This window comes from Spirosoma aerolatum (assembly GCF_002056795.1).
GTDB lineage: Bacteria > Bacteroidota > Bacteroidia > Cytophagales > Spirosomataceae > Spirosoma > Spirosoma aerolatum.
Genome location: NZ_CP020104.1, coordinates 6,087,028 through 6,104,261 on the forward strand (window position 1 = coordinate 6,087,028; position 17,234 = coordinate 6,104,261).

At 50.5% G+C, this 17,234-nt stretch carries 27 protein-coding genes; 9 read left to right on the top strand and 18 right to left on the bottom strand.

All coding sequences use genetic code 11. The features are described 5' to 3' along the window. Positions 1-92: 92 nt before the first annotated feature. The 9 genes from B5M13_RS25205 to B5M13_RS25245 all read left to right on the top strand — a co-directional run bounded on the left by B5M13_RS25205 (position 93) and on the right by B5M13_RS25245 (position 8,319). Positions 93-1,463 (top strand): phage portal protein family protein, encoded by a 1,371-nt coding sequence (locus B5M13_RS25205; protein WP_080058303.1) that lies wholly within the window; start codon positions 93-95, stop codon positions 1,461-1,463. A gap of 134 nt (positions 1,464-1,597) precedes the next feature. Continuing rightward, positions 1,598-2,686, top strand: coding sequence for an LPD3 domain-containing protein (locus B5M13_RS25210; protein ID WP_170061190.1), 1,089 nt, complete (start codon positions 1,598-1,600; stop codon positions 2,684-2,686). 61 nt (positions 2,687-2,747) lie between these two features. Next, on the top strand, positions 2,748-3,545 hold the full coding sequence (locus B5M13_RS25215) for a DNA-methyltransferase (RefSeq protein WP_080058305.1): 798 nt from the start codon (positions 2,748-2,750) through the stop codon (positions 3,543-3,545). A 93-nt stretch (positions 3,546-3,638) separates the two neighbouring features. Continuing rightward, positions 3,639-4,067 carry a phage virion morphogenesis protein gene (locus B5M13_RS25220; protein WP_080058306.1) on the top strand — a complete coding sequence of 143 codons (429 nt, stop codon included), beginning with the start codon at positions 3,639-3,641 and terminating at the stop codon, positions 4,065-4,067. Between the two features lie 39 nt (positions 4,068-4,106). Further along, positions 4,107-4,583, top strand: coding sequence for a hypothetical protein (locus tag B5M13_RS25225; protein ID WP_080058307.1), 477 nt, complete (start codon positions 4,107-4,109; stop codon positions 4,581-4,583). Continuing rightward, the gene (locus tag B5M13_RS25230; RefSeq protein ID WP_080058308.1) at positions 4,580-5,038 is read left to right on the top strand and encodes a hypothetical protein; all 459 of its coding nucleotides are present in this window, start codon (positions 4,580-4,582) and stop codon (positions 5,036-5,038) included. Before B5M13_RS25225 ends, B5M13_RS25230 begins: the two co-directional genes overlap by 4 nt. Further along, the gene (locus B5M13_RS25235) at positions 5,035-5,373 is read left to right on the top strand and encodes a hypothetical protein (RefSeq protein WP_080058309.1); all 339 of its coding nucleotides are present in this window, start codon (positions 5,035-5,037) and stop codon (positions 5,371-5,373) included. Before B5M13_RS25230 ends, B5M13_RS25235 begins: the two co-directional genes overlap by 4 nt. Positions 5,374-5,401: 28 nt before the next feature. Continuing rightward, on the top strand, positions 5,402-5,683 hold the full coding sequence (locus tag B5M13_RS25240; RefSeq protein WP_080058310.1) for a hypothetical protein: 282 nt from the start codon (positions 5,402-5,404) through the stop codon (positions 5,681-5,683). Further along, the gene (locus B5M13_RS25245; RefSeq protein WP_080058311.1) at positions 5,659-8,319 is read left to right on the top strand and encodes a beta strand repeat-containing protein; all 2,661 of its coding nucleotides are present in this window, start codon (positions 5,659-5,661) and stop codon (positions 8,317-8,319) included. The genes B5M13_RS25240 and B5M13_RS25245 overlap by 25 nt, the downstream gene beginning before the upstream one ends. A 297-nt stretch (positions 8,320-8,616) precedes the next feature. Here the strand turns inward: B5M13_RS25245 and B5M13_RS25250 are convergent, their stop codons facing one another. The 18 genes from B5M13_RS25250 to B5M13_RS25325 form a co-directional block, all read right to left on the bottom strand. Further along, positions 8,617-9,072, bottom strand: a complete 456-nt coding sequence (locus B5M13_RS25250; protein WP_080058312.1) for a hypothetical protein — start codon at positions 9,070-9,072, stop codon at positions 8,617-8,619. Then, the gene (locus tag B5M13_RS25255; RefSeq protein ID WP_080058313.1) at positions 9,069-9,335 is read right to left on the bottom strand and encodes a hypothetical protein; all 267 of its coding nucleotides are present in this window, start codon (positions 9,333-9,335) and stop codon (positions 9,069-9,071) included. The genes B5M13_RS25250 and B5M13_RS25255 overlap by 4 nt, the downstream gene beginning before the upstream one ends. 66 nt (positions 9,336-9,401) lie before the next feature. Next, positions 9,402-9,800: a hypothetical protein gene (locus B5M13_RS25260; RefSeq protein ID WP_080058314.1), complete on the bottom strand. Its 399-nt coding sequence runs from the start codon at positions 9,798-9,800 to the stop codon at positions 9,402-9,404. Beyond that, positions 9,800-9,955: a hypothetical protein gene (locus B5M13_RS33585; protein ID WP_155297328.1), complete on the bottom strand. Its 156-nt coding sequence runs from the start codon at positions 9,953-9,955 to the stop codon at positions 9,800-9,802. The genes B5M13_RS25260 and B5M13_RS33585 overlap by 1 nt, the downstream gene beginning before the upstream one ends. A 2-nt stretch (positions 9,956-9,957) precedes the next feature. Beyond that, positions 9,958-10,395 (bottom strand): hypothetical protein, encoded by a 438-nt coding sequence (locus tag B5M13_RS25265; protein ID WP_080058315.1) that lies wholly within the window; start codon positions 10,393-10,395, stop codon positions 9,958-9,960. Then, positions 10,352-10,528 (bottom strand): hypothetical protein, encoded by a 177-nt coding sequence (locus B5M13_RS33590; RefSeq protein ID WP_170061191.1) that lies wholly within the window; start codon positions 10,526-10,528, stop codon positions 10,352-10,354. The genes B5M13_RS25265 and B5M13_RS33590 overlap by 44 nt, the downstream gene beginning before the upstream one ends. Before the next feature lie 10 nt (positions 10,529-10,538). Beyond that, positions 10,539-10,934, bottom strand: coding sequence for a hypothetical protein (locus tag B5M13_RS25270; RefSeq protein ID WP_080058316.1), 396 nt, complete (start codon positions 10,932-10,934; stop codon positions 10,539-10,541). Next, entirely contained in the window at positions 10,918-11,241 is a 324-nt protein-coding gene (locus B5M13_RS25275; protein WP_080058317.1) for a DUF3850 domain-containing protein, read from the bottom strand. The genes B5M13_RS25270 and B5M13_RS25275 overlap by 17 nt, the downstream gene beginning before the upstream one ends. Positions 11,242-11,246: 5 nt before the next feature. Continuing rightward, positions 11,247-11,474: a hypothetical protein gene (locus B5M13_RS25280; RefSeq protein ID WP_080058318.1), complete on the bottom strand. Its 228-nt coding sequence runs from the start codon at positions 11,472-11,474 to the stop codon at positions 11,247-11,249. Between the two features lie 66 nt (positions 11,475-11,540). Further along, complete coding sequence (locus B5M13_RS25285) at positions 11,541-11,927, bottom strand: hypothetical protein (protein ID WP_080058319.1); 387 nt, start codon at positions 11,925-11,927, stop codon at positions 11,541-11,543. Positions 11,928-12,195: 268 nt separating this feature from the next. Beyond that, on the bottom strand, positions 12,196-12,390 hold the full coding sequence (locus B5M13_RS25290) for a hypothetical protein (protein WP_080058320.1): 195 nt from the start codon (positions 12,388-12,390) through the stop codon (positions 12,196-12,198). A gap of 37 nt (positions 12,391-12,427) precedes the next feature. Further along, positions 12,428-12,652: a hypothetical protein gene (locus tag B5M13_RS25295; RefSeq protein ID WP_080058321.1), complete on the bottom strand. Its 225-nt coding sequence runs from the start codon at positions 12,650-12,652 to the stop codon at positions 12,428-12,430. 12 nt (positions 12,653-12,664) lie between these two features. Further along, positions 12,665-12,889, bottom strand: coding sequence for a hypothetical protein (locus tag B5M13_RS25300; RefSeq protein WP_080058322.1), 225 nt, complete (start codon positions 12,887-12,889; stop codon positions 12,665-12,667). Positions 12,890-12,892: 3 nt separating this feature from the next. Further along, on the bottom strand, positions 12,893-13,327 hold the full coding sequence (locus tag B5M13_RS25305) for a hypothetical protein (protein WP_080058323.1): 435 nt from the start codon (positions 13,325-13,327) through the stop codon (positions 12,893-12,895). Positions 13,328-13,369: 42 nt separating this feature from the next. Beyond that, positions 13,370-13,756, bottom strand: a complete 387-nt coding sequence (locus B5M13_RS25310) for a hypothetical protein (protein WP_080058324.1) — start codon at positions 13,754-13,756, stop codon at positions 13,370-13,372. 15 nt (positions 13,757-13,771) lie between these two features. Next, positions 13,772-14,746, bottom strand: a complete 975-nt coding sequence (locus B5M13_RS25315; protein WP_080058325.1) for an ATP-binding protein — start codon at positions 14,744-14,746, stop codon at positions 13,772-13,774. A gap of 49 nt (positions 14,747-14,795) precedes the next feature. After that, a complete protein-coding gene (locus B5M13_RS25320) occupies positions 14,796-15,110 on the bottom strand; it encodes a hypothetical protein (protein ID WP_080058326.1) in 315 nt (104 codons plus the stop codon). A 20-nt stretch (positions 15,111-15,130) separates the two neighbouring features. After that, positions 15,131-17,209: a hypothetical protein gene (locus B5M13_RS25325; RefSeq protein WP_080058327.1), complete on the bottom strand. Its 2,079-nt coding sequence runs from the start codon at positions 17,207-17,209 to the stop codon at positions 15,131-15,133. Positions 17,210-17,234: the final 25 nt, after the last annotated feature.

Genomic DNA, 17,234 nt, shown 5'->3' on the forward strand with positions numbered 1-17,234 from the left:
TTTCTCGTAAATTCTTTAAATAAGCAGCAAATCCAAAAGCTGACACGTAGGTCATCCCACCATTTAAGCCCCCTTAAAACGCATTTTTTCACATGGCGAAGAAAAAGGCCAATACCCCTTCTCAAAATCAGTCGGTCGTCGTTCAGGACTTTGGGATCAACATCCAGACCGTTGATCGGAGCCGGATGGATTTGAACCGCTGGCGGCTGGCACTCCAGGCCGCTGAAAGCGTTCTTCAGCCGACCCGACGTTTGCTTTATAACCTCTACGCGGATGCCTACCTGGACGAACACTTACGGTCGGTCATGGATCAGCGACGCGTAGCCCTGACGGACGTTAAACTAACCTTTAAGCGAAACGGTGAGGTAGTCGAAGACATCCAGCGGATCATCAATAGCGAAGGCTTTGAGGAGCTGGTCACCCATTTGCACGATTCACGCTACTATGGCTATTCACTTTGCTACGCTGACCTGACGGCTAAGAATGGACTAGGCGAACCCGAACCCATCGTAGAGCTGGTACCCAGGGAACACGTCATTCCGTCGCGCACCCTGGTTGTTGTTGACCCCAACAGCATGGAAGGGATCGACTACAGCCAGCCCCCCTACACCCATCTGTATATTGCCGCTGGCAAACCAAAGGACTTAGGGCTACTCGCCGTTGCCGCCGTACTGGTCTTAATCAAACGGGGGGATGTCAGCGACTGGGCAACGTTTAACGAAGTGTTCGGCCAGCCAACCCGCGTGTTCTACTACACCAGCAACGACCCCGCCCAAAAGAACCAGGTTGAGTCAGCGGCCAAGAACACGGGCAGTATGTCTTACATCGTGCTCCCCGATGGGAGTAAGGTTGAATTTCCCGATGTCAACAAGACAGGCAGCGCCGACACCTATCAACGGCTTATGCAGGCAATGGATGCAGGCATGAGTAAACTGATCGTTGGTCAGACAATGACGACCGAGAACGGGAGTAGCCGAAGCCAGGGCGAAGTACACGAGCGACTAGCCGAAAAGATTGCCCGGTCAGATCAGCGGTTCATTCTAAATATTTTGAATAGCCGGGTACGGGCACTCATGGCCGCACAGGGACTTCCGACCGACGGGCAATTCGAGTTCGAGGAAACCAAAGCCAAGCTCACCGAAACCGAGCAGCTTACCAACGCCATCAGCGTTCACACCAAGGTAGCGCCCATCGAATTACAGTGGTTTACGGACACCTTTGGCTATCCCTTCGATGAAGCCGAAATCGAACGGCGTCGGCAAGCCATACCCGCTACCGAACCAGACGAAGACGACCAGCAGCCAGCGGACAAAAAGAAAACTAACCCCAAACGGTCAAAACCTAAGACCAAGCCAAGCCAGGCCGGGCCAGCCGGAAAGCAGAAGAACACCATCCCGGAACGTCGATTACTGGAGCTTTGGGAGGAGTTTAAAGGTTTTTTCGCCCAAGCCCTGATCCGGTAGCTCTATCCGAGGTTGGGGCACGTATCGAAGCCCAGTATTCCGGTTGTGGCTGTGGCGACCCTCGCCATCACCACCGCTTACAACTAGCCGACGATCACAGTGAGTTTGATCCGCGTATTGTGGACATTACGGGATTGACGCGTTCCGCTCTCCGTAACATCCATAACGGATGGTCCGTCACACGGTTTGATAAGCTGGTTGAGCCGCACTTGTTTCAGATCACCTACGATGCCCTGGCAAACGCTATCGACCTGGGCTATGGCACCGTGGCCTATAACCTGCCTACCCGCGCTTTTGTCGATCAGCTCAAAACATCAGTCGCTCATTTTGCCGCCCGAAAGTCCTACCAGCAAGCCAAAGACCTGGCCGCGCTCCTGGACAAAAACGGCACCCGCCGTCCCTGGCCTGAGTTCAAGAAACTGGCCAAACCCATCGTCGGTAATTACAATGAGCGATGGCTAAAAACCGAGTACGACACGGGGAGCCGAGCCGCACGGATGGCGCAAAAGTTTCAAAAATGGGAACAAGCTAAACACCTCTACCCAAACCTGAAATATTTACCCAGCCGAGCGGCCACACCCCGCCAGGAGCATAAGCCGTATTATGGCCTCGTGCGTCCGATTGACGATGTGTTCTGGAATACCCATTTGCCGCCTTCGGCCTTCAACTGTCAATGCTCCGTCGAGCAGTCCGACGAATCGGTAACGGCTATTCCCGAAGGACCAGCGCCTGAACCCGGCCTAGCCAACAACCCGGCCCGGTCGGGCCAGCTATTCGATAATGACGCGTCGGGCTATTCGCAAAACCTGAACGATCACCAGCAAACTGCTATCGATGAAGCTGGCGTTAAACAGCAGCTCAAACTCGCCCGGACAACTACCCTGGAAGCGGTCACCCGTCAGATTCTGGAACGAGACATAGCCATTGAACGGGAGGAGATCGGCCAGATTGATTTTACCCGGAAAGGACTCAAAGAAGCCATCAACCAACCGCATCGCCATTACCTGGCTAAGCTGGATTTGATCGCCAATGACCTGATCGATGTGATGCTGAAGGCGGAGTACGTTGGCGTTCACCCCAACACCAAGCCGGACAAAAAACCGCATATCAAGGCGTACCATTATTTCACTTTTACCCTGGCAGGTGACCCCTCGTATGTGGTGGTGGAAGAATCGATACAGGGCAAATTCACCCTCTACACGATTGCTGATACCCAGAAGTGACAATTAAACAACCGCCTTAAGGCGGTGGCTTCTAAAAATTCGGCTAAAGCCGACTAAAGAAATGCTTAAACTAAACACACTATACTTCGAAGACTGCCTGACAGGGATGGAGCGCATACCTGACAAGTCAATTGATATGATTCTTTGCGATTTGCCCTATGGAACCACAAAGAATAGATGGGATGTCGTTATCCCATTCGATCTGCTTTGGAAGCAGTACGAGCGCATTATTAAAGACAATGGGGCTATTGTGCTGACAGCCGCTCAACCCTTTACAACCGACCTAATTAGTAGTAATAGAAAGCTGTTCAAATACTCGCTTACGTGGCAAAAAACCTTGCCTACCGGCTTTCTAAATGCCAAGAAGCAGCCTCTTCGTTGTCACGAAGACATCGTAGTGTTCTACAAAAAACAGCCTGTTTACAATCCACAAAAGACCATGATTGACCGCAAAGATGTTGGCCGAGTCCGTAAGAATTCGGGAGCATGGGACGGCTATAACGAGTTCAGGCGGGATGACTGGCAATGGAAAGAGGATGGCACTCGCTACCCAACGAGCGTTGTAAAAATCAGCAACTGGAACGGGGCGCTATTTGGCAATACCAATAACGCAACGAAGCATCCCACCCAAAAGCCCGTTCCTCTTTTTGAGTATCTGATTCGCACTTACACAAACGAGGGTGATTTAGTACTTGACAATTGCATGGGAAGTGGCACTACTGCAATTGCGGCTATGAATGCGAATAGAAATTGGATTGGTTTTGAGAACGATGCTAATCACTTCAACAATGCTCAGTCCAGAATACAGCTAAAGCTTTCGCCTAAAGGCGAGGGTTTCTCACCCACTCCCCAAAACTGACAATAAAAAAAGCACCCGACGTGCTTAGAGGATACAGTCCAATGCCGTTTCAGATGCTCACTCTACTAACGAATCGTTTAACCCATTTAGTTCATGCGTCCTGAAGAATTAAAAGCAAAAGCCCAGCAGGTACATCAACTGATGACCCACGACGTATATATCATCGCTGGCGTCGAGGCCGTCCGGCAAACCCACCAGGCATTCGAGGAGGAAGGTTTTACCGATAAAACGTTTGTTCCCTGGCCAGACATCAGCCAGAAGCGAAAGGATCAGAAGCGAAAAGCCAATGGCGACCTGGCTAAGATTCTTCACGATACCGGAAACCTGGAAGATTCCATCGACTACGAAGCCCAACCCGCCTTGCATCAGGTCGTCATTGGCACTGACGTGCCCTATGCCGCCAGACACAACGAAGGGCTTTCGGGTATGCCAGAACGGGAATTTTTGGGCGAATCCGAGCAGATGCACGAACGAATCGTCCGAAAGCTCGACCGGGAATTTGACCGAATCTTTGGGCACTAAACGGCCCGTTTAAAGGAAGCTTAAACCACACTTACATTTATGCTACACGCCTATTATGCGCTAGGAACCGCCGTCAGCAAACAGGTCCGCGCTATTCGCTGGATCGACATCGATAAAGGCCAGCTCGACAAGCCGGAGCAGTACAATTCCATCATTGTACCCGGTGTGCTGATTGGTCAGGTCGATGTCCCCTGGGAACAGTTAGCCGGAAACAATCAAGTTGGCGACGGACTCTTTACCGTCAAAACCATCTTTCGGCTTCCCGCCCAAACCAGCCTGACCGATCCGACCTTCAGTAAAAACCTCAGTGCGCTTCAACTGGCCGACGAGGTGGGCGATGCCATTTTAGGGGTACCTGGCGTAACCCGGCGTACCCGCACCCGGCAGTATGCCGTCGATACCTTTTATGTCGTAGAGGAAACCTATTTAGGTCGATTCACATCCGGCCCGTCCTACACCGAAAAACAAGTAACAGTTGACATCAATCCCACCCTTTTTAAACCCAACCAACCATGAAAAAAGAACGCTTTTTATTGATCCTTGCCAACTGTCTGCTCTTTGCCGTAGCCTGCTTTTTTCTGACAAGCTGCCTAACCTACCAGAAAGCCCTACGCAAATTCGGCCACCTGGCCAAAGATTCCGCGACGGTAGTCGTTACCGACACCCTGATTACTAAGAAAGACTCCGTGGTGTTGCGCCTGAAGACCGATACCACGACCGTGCATCAGGTTATCCAGGAAGGCAGGGCCAGGATCATCTACGACCGCACCCACACCATTACCCAGGTCAAAGCCGAATGCCTGCCCGATACCATCATCCGGGAGATACAGGCCAATTGCCCACCCGTGGCCAGTTTTGGTATTGCGCCCTGGTACCGCCTGGGCTTCTGGATTGCCATCGGTGTACTGGCCGTCTGTGTACTCATTTTTTTACTGTCTTACATTTTTAAACTATCCATTTCCAAACGATGAATTTCAACCTCGACACGGGCGCTCAACTCGACCTGAGCGCCAAAAAAGGACGCACGTTCCAACTGGACATCGATCTACACAGGCCGCTATCGGGCTACACCTTCCGAATGCAGGTCAAAAACGAATCGGATGCCGTCAAGCTCGATTTCACAATGGGCGATGGCATCACGATTGCCGATACCAAAATCCTGCTCGACAAGTCGGACGAGGATATGGACATCGACACGGGTACCTACCAATATGACCTGATCGAGGAGATTTCCGGCACGGTCAACACAATCCTATACGGCACCCTGCTCATCGAGCCGAGCGTCACCGAGGCTACCGAGGCTTAACCCAACGCATCACCACACCTTTATAATTATGAACGAGATCAGCATCACAGCCCGTCCGAACACCATTTCGATGACCGCCCCGGCTGGCGGATCAGCCGAGATTCGGGCGCTCATCACCCAGGTACGACAGGATATGCAGAACTACCAAAAGCAGATTCCGACCGTGGCCACCTTTGCCGACTTACCCGCCGATGTCGGGCCAACGTTCCAGATTTATGGCGTTGCCTCCGACATTACCAATGCCAATCGTCCCACCATTTATTTCCTTATAAACACGACTAAATTATGGTTACCCTTGCAAAGCGTTTAACCCTATTTTTGTTTCTACTTCTGCCTTTCCTGGCTAGTGGACAACGTAAACTCGACTCCTCATTAGTCGATCTATCGGGCATTCGCGCCCTGATCAATACCAAGGCGCTCAGTGTTTCGACGGCGCTTTCAACTCGACTGGATAACCTATCCGCGCTGGTCGGCACCAATAGCACGGAGATTGCCAGCCTGAGCAGTACCGCCGACACGCACACGGGCCAAATCAGTAGCTTAAGCGGCACCGTCAGCACCCAGGCTACCCAGATCGGCAGCCTCAACACATCGGTGACAGGTTTAAGCTCAGCCACAGGTGCGTTAAGCAATAGCCTGGCCACTACCAACGACAACGTAGCCAGTCTGAGCGGCACCGTCAGCACCCAGGCCACCCAGATCGGAAGCCTGAACACGTCGGTGACAGGTTTAGCGTCCGCAACAGCCACACTAACCAGCAACCTGGCAACTACCAACACCAACCTGGCCAGCTTAAGCGGCACCGTAGGTACACACACGGCCCAGATCAGCAGCCTGAGCACCGTAACGGCGGGTAAGCTTTCGGCCAGCAGCAACCTGTCGGACGTAGCCAATGCCGCAACCGCCCGGAGCAATCTTGGAGCAGCGGCCAGTACCCACACGCACCCGCTTTCGGACTTATCTCAATCAGGAGCGACCACGGGCCAGGGGGTTTTCTGGAACGGTACCGGATGGGCACCGGGAACCATTTCATCGGGCAGTAGCTCCTATACCGCTCTAACGGATCGGCCAACCCTGGGCACGATGGCTAGTCAGAATCTAACGGGCGTAGCCTCACTAACGGGCGCTTCGGCTACGTACACAGGGAGCCTAACAGTCGCTGGAACGGGGAGCTTTTCGACGATTAGCGCGGTGACGGGAGCGTTAACGAGTAGCATGACGATTGGGGGGAATTTGGTAGTGGGTTCTGTTGGCAGTGCAGCCGTTTCAACCACTACACCTATTCAAATTAACCTAGGCTCTACTGTAAGTTCTGTTGCAGGTTCTTCTCCAAAATTTGTAATCTACGAAACCAGTGCGGCAGGGAAGTATGGGATTAGTGTAAGTCAAAGTGGAAACCAGGAATACATTATTCCTAGTGGACAGAATTATAACCATAATTTTTATACGAATGGTGCATTAGTCGCTTCTCTTGGGTCGTCTGGAATTAATATTTCCGCTTCTTCTCCTAAACTACAACTCAGCGGCACCAACTGGCTCTACGGTCCCACCGCCGGCAGCACGTTCGTAGGTGCGGGTGGCAATACAACCCTGACAGGTACGAACAATACGGGTCTGGGCAATGGTGCAGGTGTGGCACTGACGACAGGCAGTGGTAATCTGTTTCTGGGCTATCAGGCAGGGGCATCGACAACGACAGGGAGCAACAATATCTATTTAGGAAATGTGAATCCCTCATATCAGGAAAGCAATATTCTCAGAATACCTAGTAGTGCATCGGTGGTAATTGGCTCCTCAGCTTCGGCAGTGGCGGGGTACACGTTGCAGATAACGGGGAACAGCTATTTTACGGGAAACTTAAGCGTTTCGGGTAGCCTGGCACCTAACGTACTAAACGTCTGGGATCAGATTCGCTGGCTATCCGGGTCAGGGATGAAATTTCAGAATAATGGAGGGAGCGAAGTAGCTCGGTTTACCAGCGCCAACAACTTCCTGATGGGCACGACTACAGACGTTGCCTCCTCGATTGCCACGTTTAACTCTACCACGCAGGGTATACTCATTCCCCGCATGACCACGACCCAGCGCAATGCTATCGCATCGCCAGCAGAAGGACTGCAAGCACACAACCTGACAAGCCACCGACCTACGTTTTACAACGGCAGTAGCTGGGCGGACTTACTGACAGCAGCCGATATTCCGACTTCACTTTCGTATCTCGATGCAACCAGCTCGATACAAACCCAGTTGAACGCCAAGATCAGCAAAACGGACTTATCGGCTACAGCGCCCCTGGCGTACAATTCCAGCACGGGCGCTTTTTCGTTGCCCCAGGCCAGCCCCTCCCAGGCGGGTTATATAAGCGCGACTGACTACACGACCTTTGCCAACAAGGGCGATGTGTTTATGTCGGGCGATAACGTGTATACGGGCACCAACACGTACACACGCACAATGGAAGGCACCGACGAAACGGGTATTTTGATCAATCCCCAAATCAGCCTGCCGGATGCCGTAAACCCTATTGCGATCAAGGTAGACGCAAGCGCCTACGGCCCTGGCAATTTAGCCGATATTGGGTTGCTTGAATTAGAGGTTGATGGCGCTCGAAAGTTTCGGGTGAACGGTGCAGGAGTAGCAACGGGTTCAACTATTGCACTTACGGGCACTACCTCCGTAACCAGCACCTACAGCGTTGCCGCTACCGACCATCTGATTTTAGCCAATGCCTCGACCGCCACATTTACCGTGGTGCTGCCCAATGTCAGCTCAGTCATAGGCCAAACCTTTATCGTGAAGCGGCTTAACTCAGGCTCCAATGCCGTGACCATTGGGTCAGGTGGTGGAACCATTGAGGGCGGATCATCTTATACGCTGACAGCTCAGTATAAATATGTGGTCGTTGAGGCCACTAACGATGGGTATTTTATCATTGGCGGAAACTAGCAGATGGAACAGCAACAAAACAACCAGCAGCCATTAATTTTATTACCATCCTGGGTAATATACGCTATCGCTATCCTCAATTCAGGCTTTTTGCCGTTATCTGTATACAGTTGGAAGGAAGGCAGCTATGCAGGCGTTGTATTCCTGGTACTTCACGCGATGGCAACCACGGCCCTAATCCGCGCCAGATCAAAAGACCCTGTACCCCCTGCCTGATTTTTCACTTTCTCATAGTTAGGTAAAACAAAAAAGGCTACCCGGAATCCGGGTAGCCTTTTTACAACCACCGTAACTTACTTAACCTACTTGTTTGGCTTTCGCCAGTGCTTTATAATCGGTCTCAAACCGACGTTGACTTAAATACGTTTCGGGGTAAAGCTGCTCCATATGCGGACGGGTTTGGATGTAGTAGACATAACCCGGTATCGACTCCAGAACTTTGAGCTTGTCCGAATCGGGCAGCTTCGCCCATAGCTTTTCGGCCCTGGATTTGTGACCCACCTTATAGCCGTAACTCTCCCAGAAATGAGCAAAGCTTAAATCGGCATCGACTAGCTTTATTATCAGGGTTTTGCTGTCATTGACCAGCGCCCTAAACCCATACTCTTGAAAAGGAAAGCGACTATGGAGCCAATCCCGCTGGTCGTTGCTCAACCGAGCCTCACAACTGAAGGCTTGTAAAATCCCTTCGCTATCATAGGCAAAGGACAATTCCCCCTCGAAGCGGGTAGAGGTCAGTAGATACCGTCTCATGCCGCTTGCCCCTCCGAAGCATCGAACAAATTAAGCTGACTGGCAATCGCCCCCCCCTCCACTGATCGGTACCGCCCCCGCTGAAAAACGATCCGCTCGATGGTATCAGCCGCCAGGAAGTATTTTTGGGATAACAGCGCATAGATCACTTCATTACGCTTCCCTTCCACATCGTGCATACGAAAGAACTCCGCCCGAATCTTTGCGTTGCGCTGATCCCGTAGCGTATCATAAGACAATCCTGCCGAGGTCGATTTTTTCACGAAGGGAGTAGGTGGGTACACTGATTTTGAGCCGTTAACGCAAAATAAAGAACTTTTCATACAATTCTAAATCAAAAACTTCCGATGGATCGTCCCATGCAATTCCTGAAGGAAGTGCGATTCATAGGTACCCGGCTCAGTCATAGCCAGCGCCGTCATGGTCTGACTGGCCATTTCATCGCTTTGAGGTTTTTCGGTCAGGATGGAACAGTATACCGCCAGTGCCTGGGAGCGGGTTAGCGTAACCGGGTATTCGACATCGGTTCGACGCGTAGGAAACAGCCGAATATCTTCGACCCTGGCACTGGTCTTGGCGTACAATTCCTGAAGGGTTGAGCAAATCAGAAAGTCCTGTGGGTAGTACCGCAAATCCTCAATAGGCTGGCTGGTCAGCGTCTGAAACAAATGTGCATTCAGCGCCTGAAGCTGGGCAAGATTGAGTTTTAGTTTAAGCTTTGGTGTCATTATTTTCCAGCCAGTTTATTACGTGCCTCGATAGATAACCGTTCGTTCTTTATAACATCCTCCCAGAACTGCCAGGCTCTGGCCCGGCCTAGCCAGTAAAAAAACAGGCACAACAGAAACATCGAAAAGCCGATAAGCATATAGAATCCGATCATGATTACGTGTTGTTTAAGAGGTCTTTAAGGAATTTTTGCGTACCTGAATCCCGCCATTTTTCGACGGCGGTAACCGCGTTTCGTAGCTGCTCATAACTGAGCTTACTAAGCTCCGCTTTGAACTTCTTTTTTAGGAAGACATTAAGCTTGTCGTAATGCTCCTGCGTCCAGTTATCTTGTGGCCAGAGATTAAAAATATCCCTGGCCACATTGATGATCTTTGCTCGCATGCGCCGGATGCTGGCATCCTGTTCGCCCTCCAGATGCTTAATAGCTTCCGCCATTTCATCCATAGACATGTTGCTACTGGAGGTTTCCCGGCCACCCGTGTAGAATTGGACCAGCGCCAGTTTATCTTCTTTGTCGAAGTGGCGAAGCGTTAGGAGCGTATGAAACTTACTGTTCTGCTCCTTCGTCCTGGGTGTCAGTTGCGCTGGCATCGGCTATGAGTGTTTCAATCTCCTGCTTTGTTCCCATTACCTCGACGGAATACCCATAGTCCAACAGCACAATAGCGCGTGTGGAATTGGGTGACGGCTCAACCCCTTTGATGTGCTCGGTATCAAGCGACATAGGAGCCTGATCAGACCCCTGTACTCTGGTTACTGTTATCTTGCCCATTGCCAGATATATTTAAACGTTTATCAATCATTGAATAGTAGGGGATGGAAACCCCTTTTACGATGTAAGCTTGGATCAACCCGAACCCTTCCTTAAGCTCTTTCCAGTCGTCTGAATCATACAGATGAAACGAGCTACAGTCATGCTGTTCAAGTACGACCCACATTTCACCTTTTTCGCTAAACTGAATCGAAAGGGTAGCCTTTCGTTCGTGTTTCACCAGGAGCGCGACCATTTCATAATACTTGTCAACAATCCGTTTTTGGTGCGCTGCCTTTCGCCGTAGTACCACCTTCGCGTACTGAATTTCATAGGGCGTTGGTGGACTATCGAAAGGGAGGTCAGTTTTTTGAAGCATGGGCGTTTGTGGCCAGGCCAATCATGAGCAGGTAATAATCTTTCATTTCCTGGGTAGCCTGGGCAACGCCCGTGAAGCTCATGGCGCAATAGCCATCCTTCATGCCAAATTTTGAATCAACCACGTACGTAACTTCAACCGCGACATAGCCCGGTAAAAACTTCTTTTTGTACTGGTCATATTTGGCCAAAATCAGCACATCACCAACCTGATAATCGCGGTCGTTCTTGCGCAAATCGAACCGCTTCTTACCCGCTACAATCGCGTCGAACTCCTCCAGCCAGCATTTTAAAAAGTGCTTTTTCATGGTCGTTAAAGTTTTAAATCTTTAGCGACCCGATCTAACAGCCGTAGTGTCAGTAGCCCCATTTCGTGCTCAGTAAGCCCGATATTACAAATATCAAAATCAACCTCTCCTTTGGGCAGTCGATGCATGGCTATCAGAACTATTCCATTCGCCTTTTCATTGCGGTTATAAAACACATCCAGTGGGTCTTCATCCGACTTCACCTGGATGTTGTTAATATCTTGCTTTGCCATACCATTTTGATTTACACCATCGGTCGTTAACCTATGACGACTAACGACCGATGACAAGGTGACTAATTAGACCGCTGGAGCCGCTGGCTCAACTTCCGTGATGTCAATAAAGTACTGCTTACCGGATTTAAAGAAGCCGTCCAGTTCCTCACGCTCGTTCAGTAGTTCAAACACAGCCGAAGGCGTATTGACCGCAAACGAAGTGTTTTCACTGGGCTCACCCGTTGCCAGACCACCCCGTACCGGATGCATGTATACGCGTTTCTGGAAGACATCCCGACTGGATAAATCCTGAATGCTTTCCACATGAAAGCGGGTTCGGATCGTAGCACCCCCAACCAGTTCCTGTAAGGTGTCGGCAGGTGGGGTTTGTTCACCTGGATTGCCACCCTGCCCGGTGTCGATAGGTGGGGTTTGTTCACCCGCTGACGGCTTGTTGCTTTGCTTAGCCATAAAAAAATTGGTTTAGTTACCTGGCTTTATTGCCATTGTTACAGGAGCTGGACTCGAACCAGCAAGGGTTACGACCTAACCCCAAGTACTCAGCCGCATTAGGTCGTTTATTATCGGCTAAGATTTGTGACTTGTGCGTTTACCATTCCGCCATCCTGTAATTTTGCCCGTCTTTCCGGGCTTGTCACAACGTGTAGGCATGAGTTTGGCCAGGAGACTGATTTTGTCAGTCTCTGATTTTTACGCTCAAAACCTGTTTATTCGGGGGTCAATTGGGCTTTTCAGGATCAGGAGCCTTACTCCCTCCAGCTTGCTTAAATGCGAGTAAAAGCCCGTCCATAATTCGCTTTAGATCGTCAATCTCACGCATCAGGGCGTAAGAAGGAACTTCTTTACTTTGCTGGCCAATGCGCTGATTTCGCATCGCTTCGGCCTGTCGGTAGAGATCACCCAGGGTTGCCATCAGACACGGCCTTCAGATTTCCCTCTGACTTACTTGATCATCTCTTAAGCTCATCTTGCAGGAACATATAAATAAACATTCCCATCATCTCATCGCCCCGGTCACCGACCAGTACATTGATGGCCTCCATGCTCTTTACCGCTTGCTCATCGCTGTCTACCATGATGGCTTCGCATAGCTCCTGCAAGGCTTTTAATTGACCATCCGACAGGGCGCTGATATTGTTCTTTGTGATCTGAAAGTCTATTTGTTGCTTTGTCATCGTTGTAGGTTTTTAGTAGCCTGGCACGTCACCATATCGTCTGTCATAAGCTTCAGATACCTCCCGGCAGAAGTCGAGCCAGGGCTTACCTTTTAACTCCGTAGACAGCTTCTCGAATAGCTCAATTTCTAAGACAGCACCATCGCCTAGTTTCAGGAGTAGGGTAGCCATGTGCAGTGATTTGAGAAACCGATCCGACAGGCTATCCAGGAACGTAGCATCAAACGTAGTTGCCATAGCTTAATTCTTTTTGACTTCTTTTACCTCTTTAACATCGTACCGATCCACCTGGACCAGTTCAACTTTGTGCTTCTTTAGGGCGCTAACAACTTTTTTATTCCCCTTCCGAATCTCATCGCGAACCATAACCACATCAACCGATAGCTTACCGAATTTCGGACCAAGTACGGTTACTAAACCAGCCTGTTCGATGGCGTTCAAATTCTTGCCTGTTGCGATCAATTTCAATCCTGGCGCATTTGCAACAATCTTCACCTGACCAACTCCTTCGACCGCCAAAATGCCATCTACAAACTCCCCCTTATTGGCTTCGCAGATCGCTGTGACAACCCTTTTGAAACCTTCAACCTGATCTTCCAGCGAGGATATTAATCCCTTCAATTGCAGAAGTTCAGCCATCGCAACACTCAGTTTTTCTCTATCCTTCTTAGTCATTTTAGTGGAGTCAGAATTGACCGTCTGACTCGGTTTTAGGCGTTAATTATGCTCTTGTTGTTGGCACCAGCAGTCTACTACGCATGCCCAAATCTGTTCCGCGGTTTGCAGTCGCTGGCGGCTAACAAACCCGCCTTGCCGATCCGTTTCGGTGACCATCCAGCAGTTGCGCCCGTCCTTTTCCATGAGCGGATCAAGCTGGCTGATGGTGAATTGAATGGCAGGCAATCCATGATACAGCAGATTGATCGTTTTCGCCATGACGTACATTTGATCATTTCCGCTTGTTAGCCAGGTCAGCACTTCCGTCAGTGCCGCTTCGTCGGTGATAGCAAAGGAGGCCCACACCTGATTGCCCGTTTCATCTTTCAAGACCGACAGCATGGCCGTTTGACTGTCGAAGGGGAGTCGTAAGCCTTTCAGGTTCATGCGGCAACGAATGTTTTACCCCCCCCCCACTACTTCCAGTTGTGCGCTCTTATAGGCTTGATTCTTAGCCCGTAACCGCTCGTGTTTAATCGCCTGTTTGAGTACCCGCAGGTCCATTGTCGATACCAGGTGATAGGTTCCATTGATGGACTTCCGTTCGGGATGCAGTCGGTTCCAGCACCGTTTTTGAGCGGCTGGATCAGTCACCCCATTGGCCGCACAAATGGCCGTAACATCGTGCTCAAACACACCTACCAGTCGGTAATACGTCCGACCGAGCCGGGATTCCAGTTCATCGAATCCCCGTGCATCCCGTCGAACCCCTTCCTTAATGCGCCGTTCGAGGTCATGCGCCCCAATCAGCACCAGGCCAATTTCGTCCTGTAGCTCGTTAAACAGCGGGATAAACAGCCGAAGGCTCGCCGGGTTCAGTTTATTGGCTTCGTCCACAATCAGAAGCGGACGCGTCTTGATAGCCTGCTCTTTGAGGTAGCCAACAATTAGATCGGTTAGCACGGCTACACTCATCCGATCCACCTTGATACCCAGCGTTTCGGCCATTTTGATGACGAACATTTTGTGGCTCCAACTCTCCTTACACTCGATGTAAAACACACCCTTTTTCGCCAGGCGGTAAAGCTGGGTACCCGCCGATTTGCCTTGCCCGGCAGGATGGGAAACGGCCATAAATAACTGCTCATTTTGGGCGCGATCCAGTAGTTCAAACATCACCTCCGTGTTGGTCGTAGACACAAACTTCCAGGCGGTATCGGTCAGTGTGTAGCCTAGTTTACCCGCTACTTTTGCCCACATCGTATGGCTCACCCGATCCCATTTAGCAGGGTCCTGCATGTTATGGGAAACGGTCGCTTCGCTGGCGGCTACCTTGTTGGCGACCCGATCCCAGCTACCGAGCTTCTCTTTTTCCAGTACCAGCAGACGGGCTATTTCGTCTTTCTGGACAGGAGTTAACTCTTTTTCCTCTTTCATTCTCTCTAGGTATTAGGTGGTTAATTGACGGTTAAGCTTAGTTTAGCGCCTATCGACAGTGGAACATAGCCGCCAGGAGCGCATCAATTTCAAGTTCTACGCAGATGTACCAGCGCACATCGTTTTTTAGCTCCTGATTGATGCTTTTGAACTGGTTGACGCTGGAAATCATGTGCTGCACTTCGGCAATTTTCGCCTGTAGCACCCCCTTCATGTTCAGTAGATCATGTGCATCGTGGTTTTGCAGTTCGCCCAGGCTCTGATAGCGCAATACCTGGTGAAGGGTGAAGGAATTAGCCACTTTCGCACCTACTAACGTATCGGTCTGGATAAGTCCCGACTCGGTTACTGTTTCTGGATACATGTCTCGTATTCGATTTATGGTTACTGATTGAAATAGCTATTGTTAACGAATGACTTAGGATCAATCACCCCCTCGGAGGAGGGCACCGGAGACGCCTTCGATTTGGCGATCTTATCCCGCTTATGAGCCGCTGGGCGCTGGGCTTCCATCGCCATCGATACGCCCATTTGCTCATACAGAATTGCATCCTGGACGCTTTCGATTTCATCTTTAGGGGCCAGGCCACGCATCGCCAGGACATATTCAGGGTCCATCGACGCATGACTTACCGTCTCCTCCAGGTCTTTACGAATCCGCTCCTGTAGCTGCTTATTCTTCTCCATCCGACCCGCCAAACGGCCTTTTTGAGCGTCAGGGCCATACATAACGATGTCGTCCGTATGGGTTAGCTCATCGATAAAGAAATCCGTCACCCTGTCATCAGCGCCGACCGCGAACAGCATCACCTTGCTTGGGTCACTTTCTTCGTAGCGAATCGCTACCCGCTTGTAGGCATACAGTATATTTTCATCGTAAATCATATACCGATAGACCTTACCATGTACTTCCTGCTCAATTCGGGCACGGCTGATGTCCAGCACTTTAGTAGCCCAGAATAGCGTAGCTTCCTGCCAGCCTTCCACCCGGATCACATGCGGCTTTTCGCTCTGCTCATGGAGTTGCATCGGACTCAAATCGAGTCGCTTTCTGGAATAGTAGCTTATAGGTGTCTGCCTGTATTCCTCGATGCGTCTCCAGGCTTCCTGCCAGGCGGCTTCAAAGTCCCAATTCTCCGCTTTGGCCCGTTTGCGCATCTTAGCCAGGTATTCCGGCGACCGATGATTATAAGGCCGTGTCGAGCGAATCCCTTGTCCGTAATAGTAGCGCGAACGCGTCAGAAACACCGTTTGCAGGGTATCAAACCACCGCTCTAAAAGCGCCTTTCCGGTGGCTTCATGGGTACAGATTAACTCAACGCCTTTATCCCGAAAGCCATCCAAAACCGACTGCATTTCATCGGCCAAATGCCCTGGAAAACGGTCATGCACGAGCGTATGAGGCAGGTACCCAGTCGATTTATAGGCCATTTTAAGGGCATTTACGTACCCCCATCGATCTTCTTTGGTGTCAAAATAACAACCTACCACATCCCCCGAATACGCATCCCGAACCACCACAACAAACAGAAAACGAGGTTTATCCTTATCCGAAGTAGCATGTTCGATAAAATTGACGCGGGTAGCATCCATCATCCAGCAGTCACCTGCATACATCGCCCTGGCCATCGAGATATAAGGCACAAACCGACTAGCTTGCTTAGTACCCTTTCCAAACCGGGTAGGCGCTGTCATGTACTGCATTTTACCCGATACCAGCACTTGCGAGAGCCACGAATTAGACGGCACATCTTTACCCACAATCCGGCATACATCCTGAATTTTGCGGATAATGTAGGCGTTTGGTGTACCTGAATTATCGACATTGGCGCGAGCAATCGCAATCCAGGCCATCAGTTCAGCATCGCCAGCGAATTTATCTCGGCTCTTATTCCCCTCACGAGGGCGTTTAATAACCTCCGTGATGGCTACTGGCTCCTTACCAACCTTGCCAAACCGAAGGGTTACTTTCTCTTTCAGACGGATTTCGTTACAGGGCAAATACTGGCATCCTTTGGGGAAATAAAAGTCATAATTTCCGTCCTGATTGAGCCATTCGACCACCTCTTTATACGGCGCATAACTACTTTCCTTTATCTCACGCTCACGTATATACGTACCGATCAATTCTACCGTAGCAGCCGCACGAGCCAAACACTTTTGTTTCCGCTCAGCTATTCGCGTCGTGTCTTCAGCCGGGTAAAGACCCATATACCGACGATACCCATCTTTCAAAACAAGCTCAAGTAGCTCAGACAGTGACCGTTCGCTCAAAACTTCCGTCTTTTTCTGAGCGCGAACCTCCCAAGGTTCGAGGCCATTGCACAACACCCGACGAACAATAATCTTGTACTTATCAGCCAGCGTATCATAGCGAATTAACCGACACCGTTTATCGTCAGGGTCTTTTATTGACTGCCATGTTGATAAATTGCGGCTAACTCCCTGTTTTACAGTGTCCATAGAGACACCACAAAGGGTTGTTAGA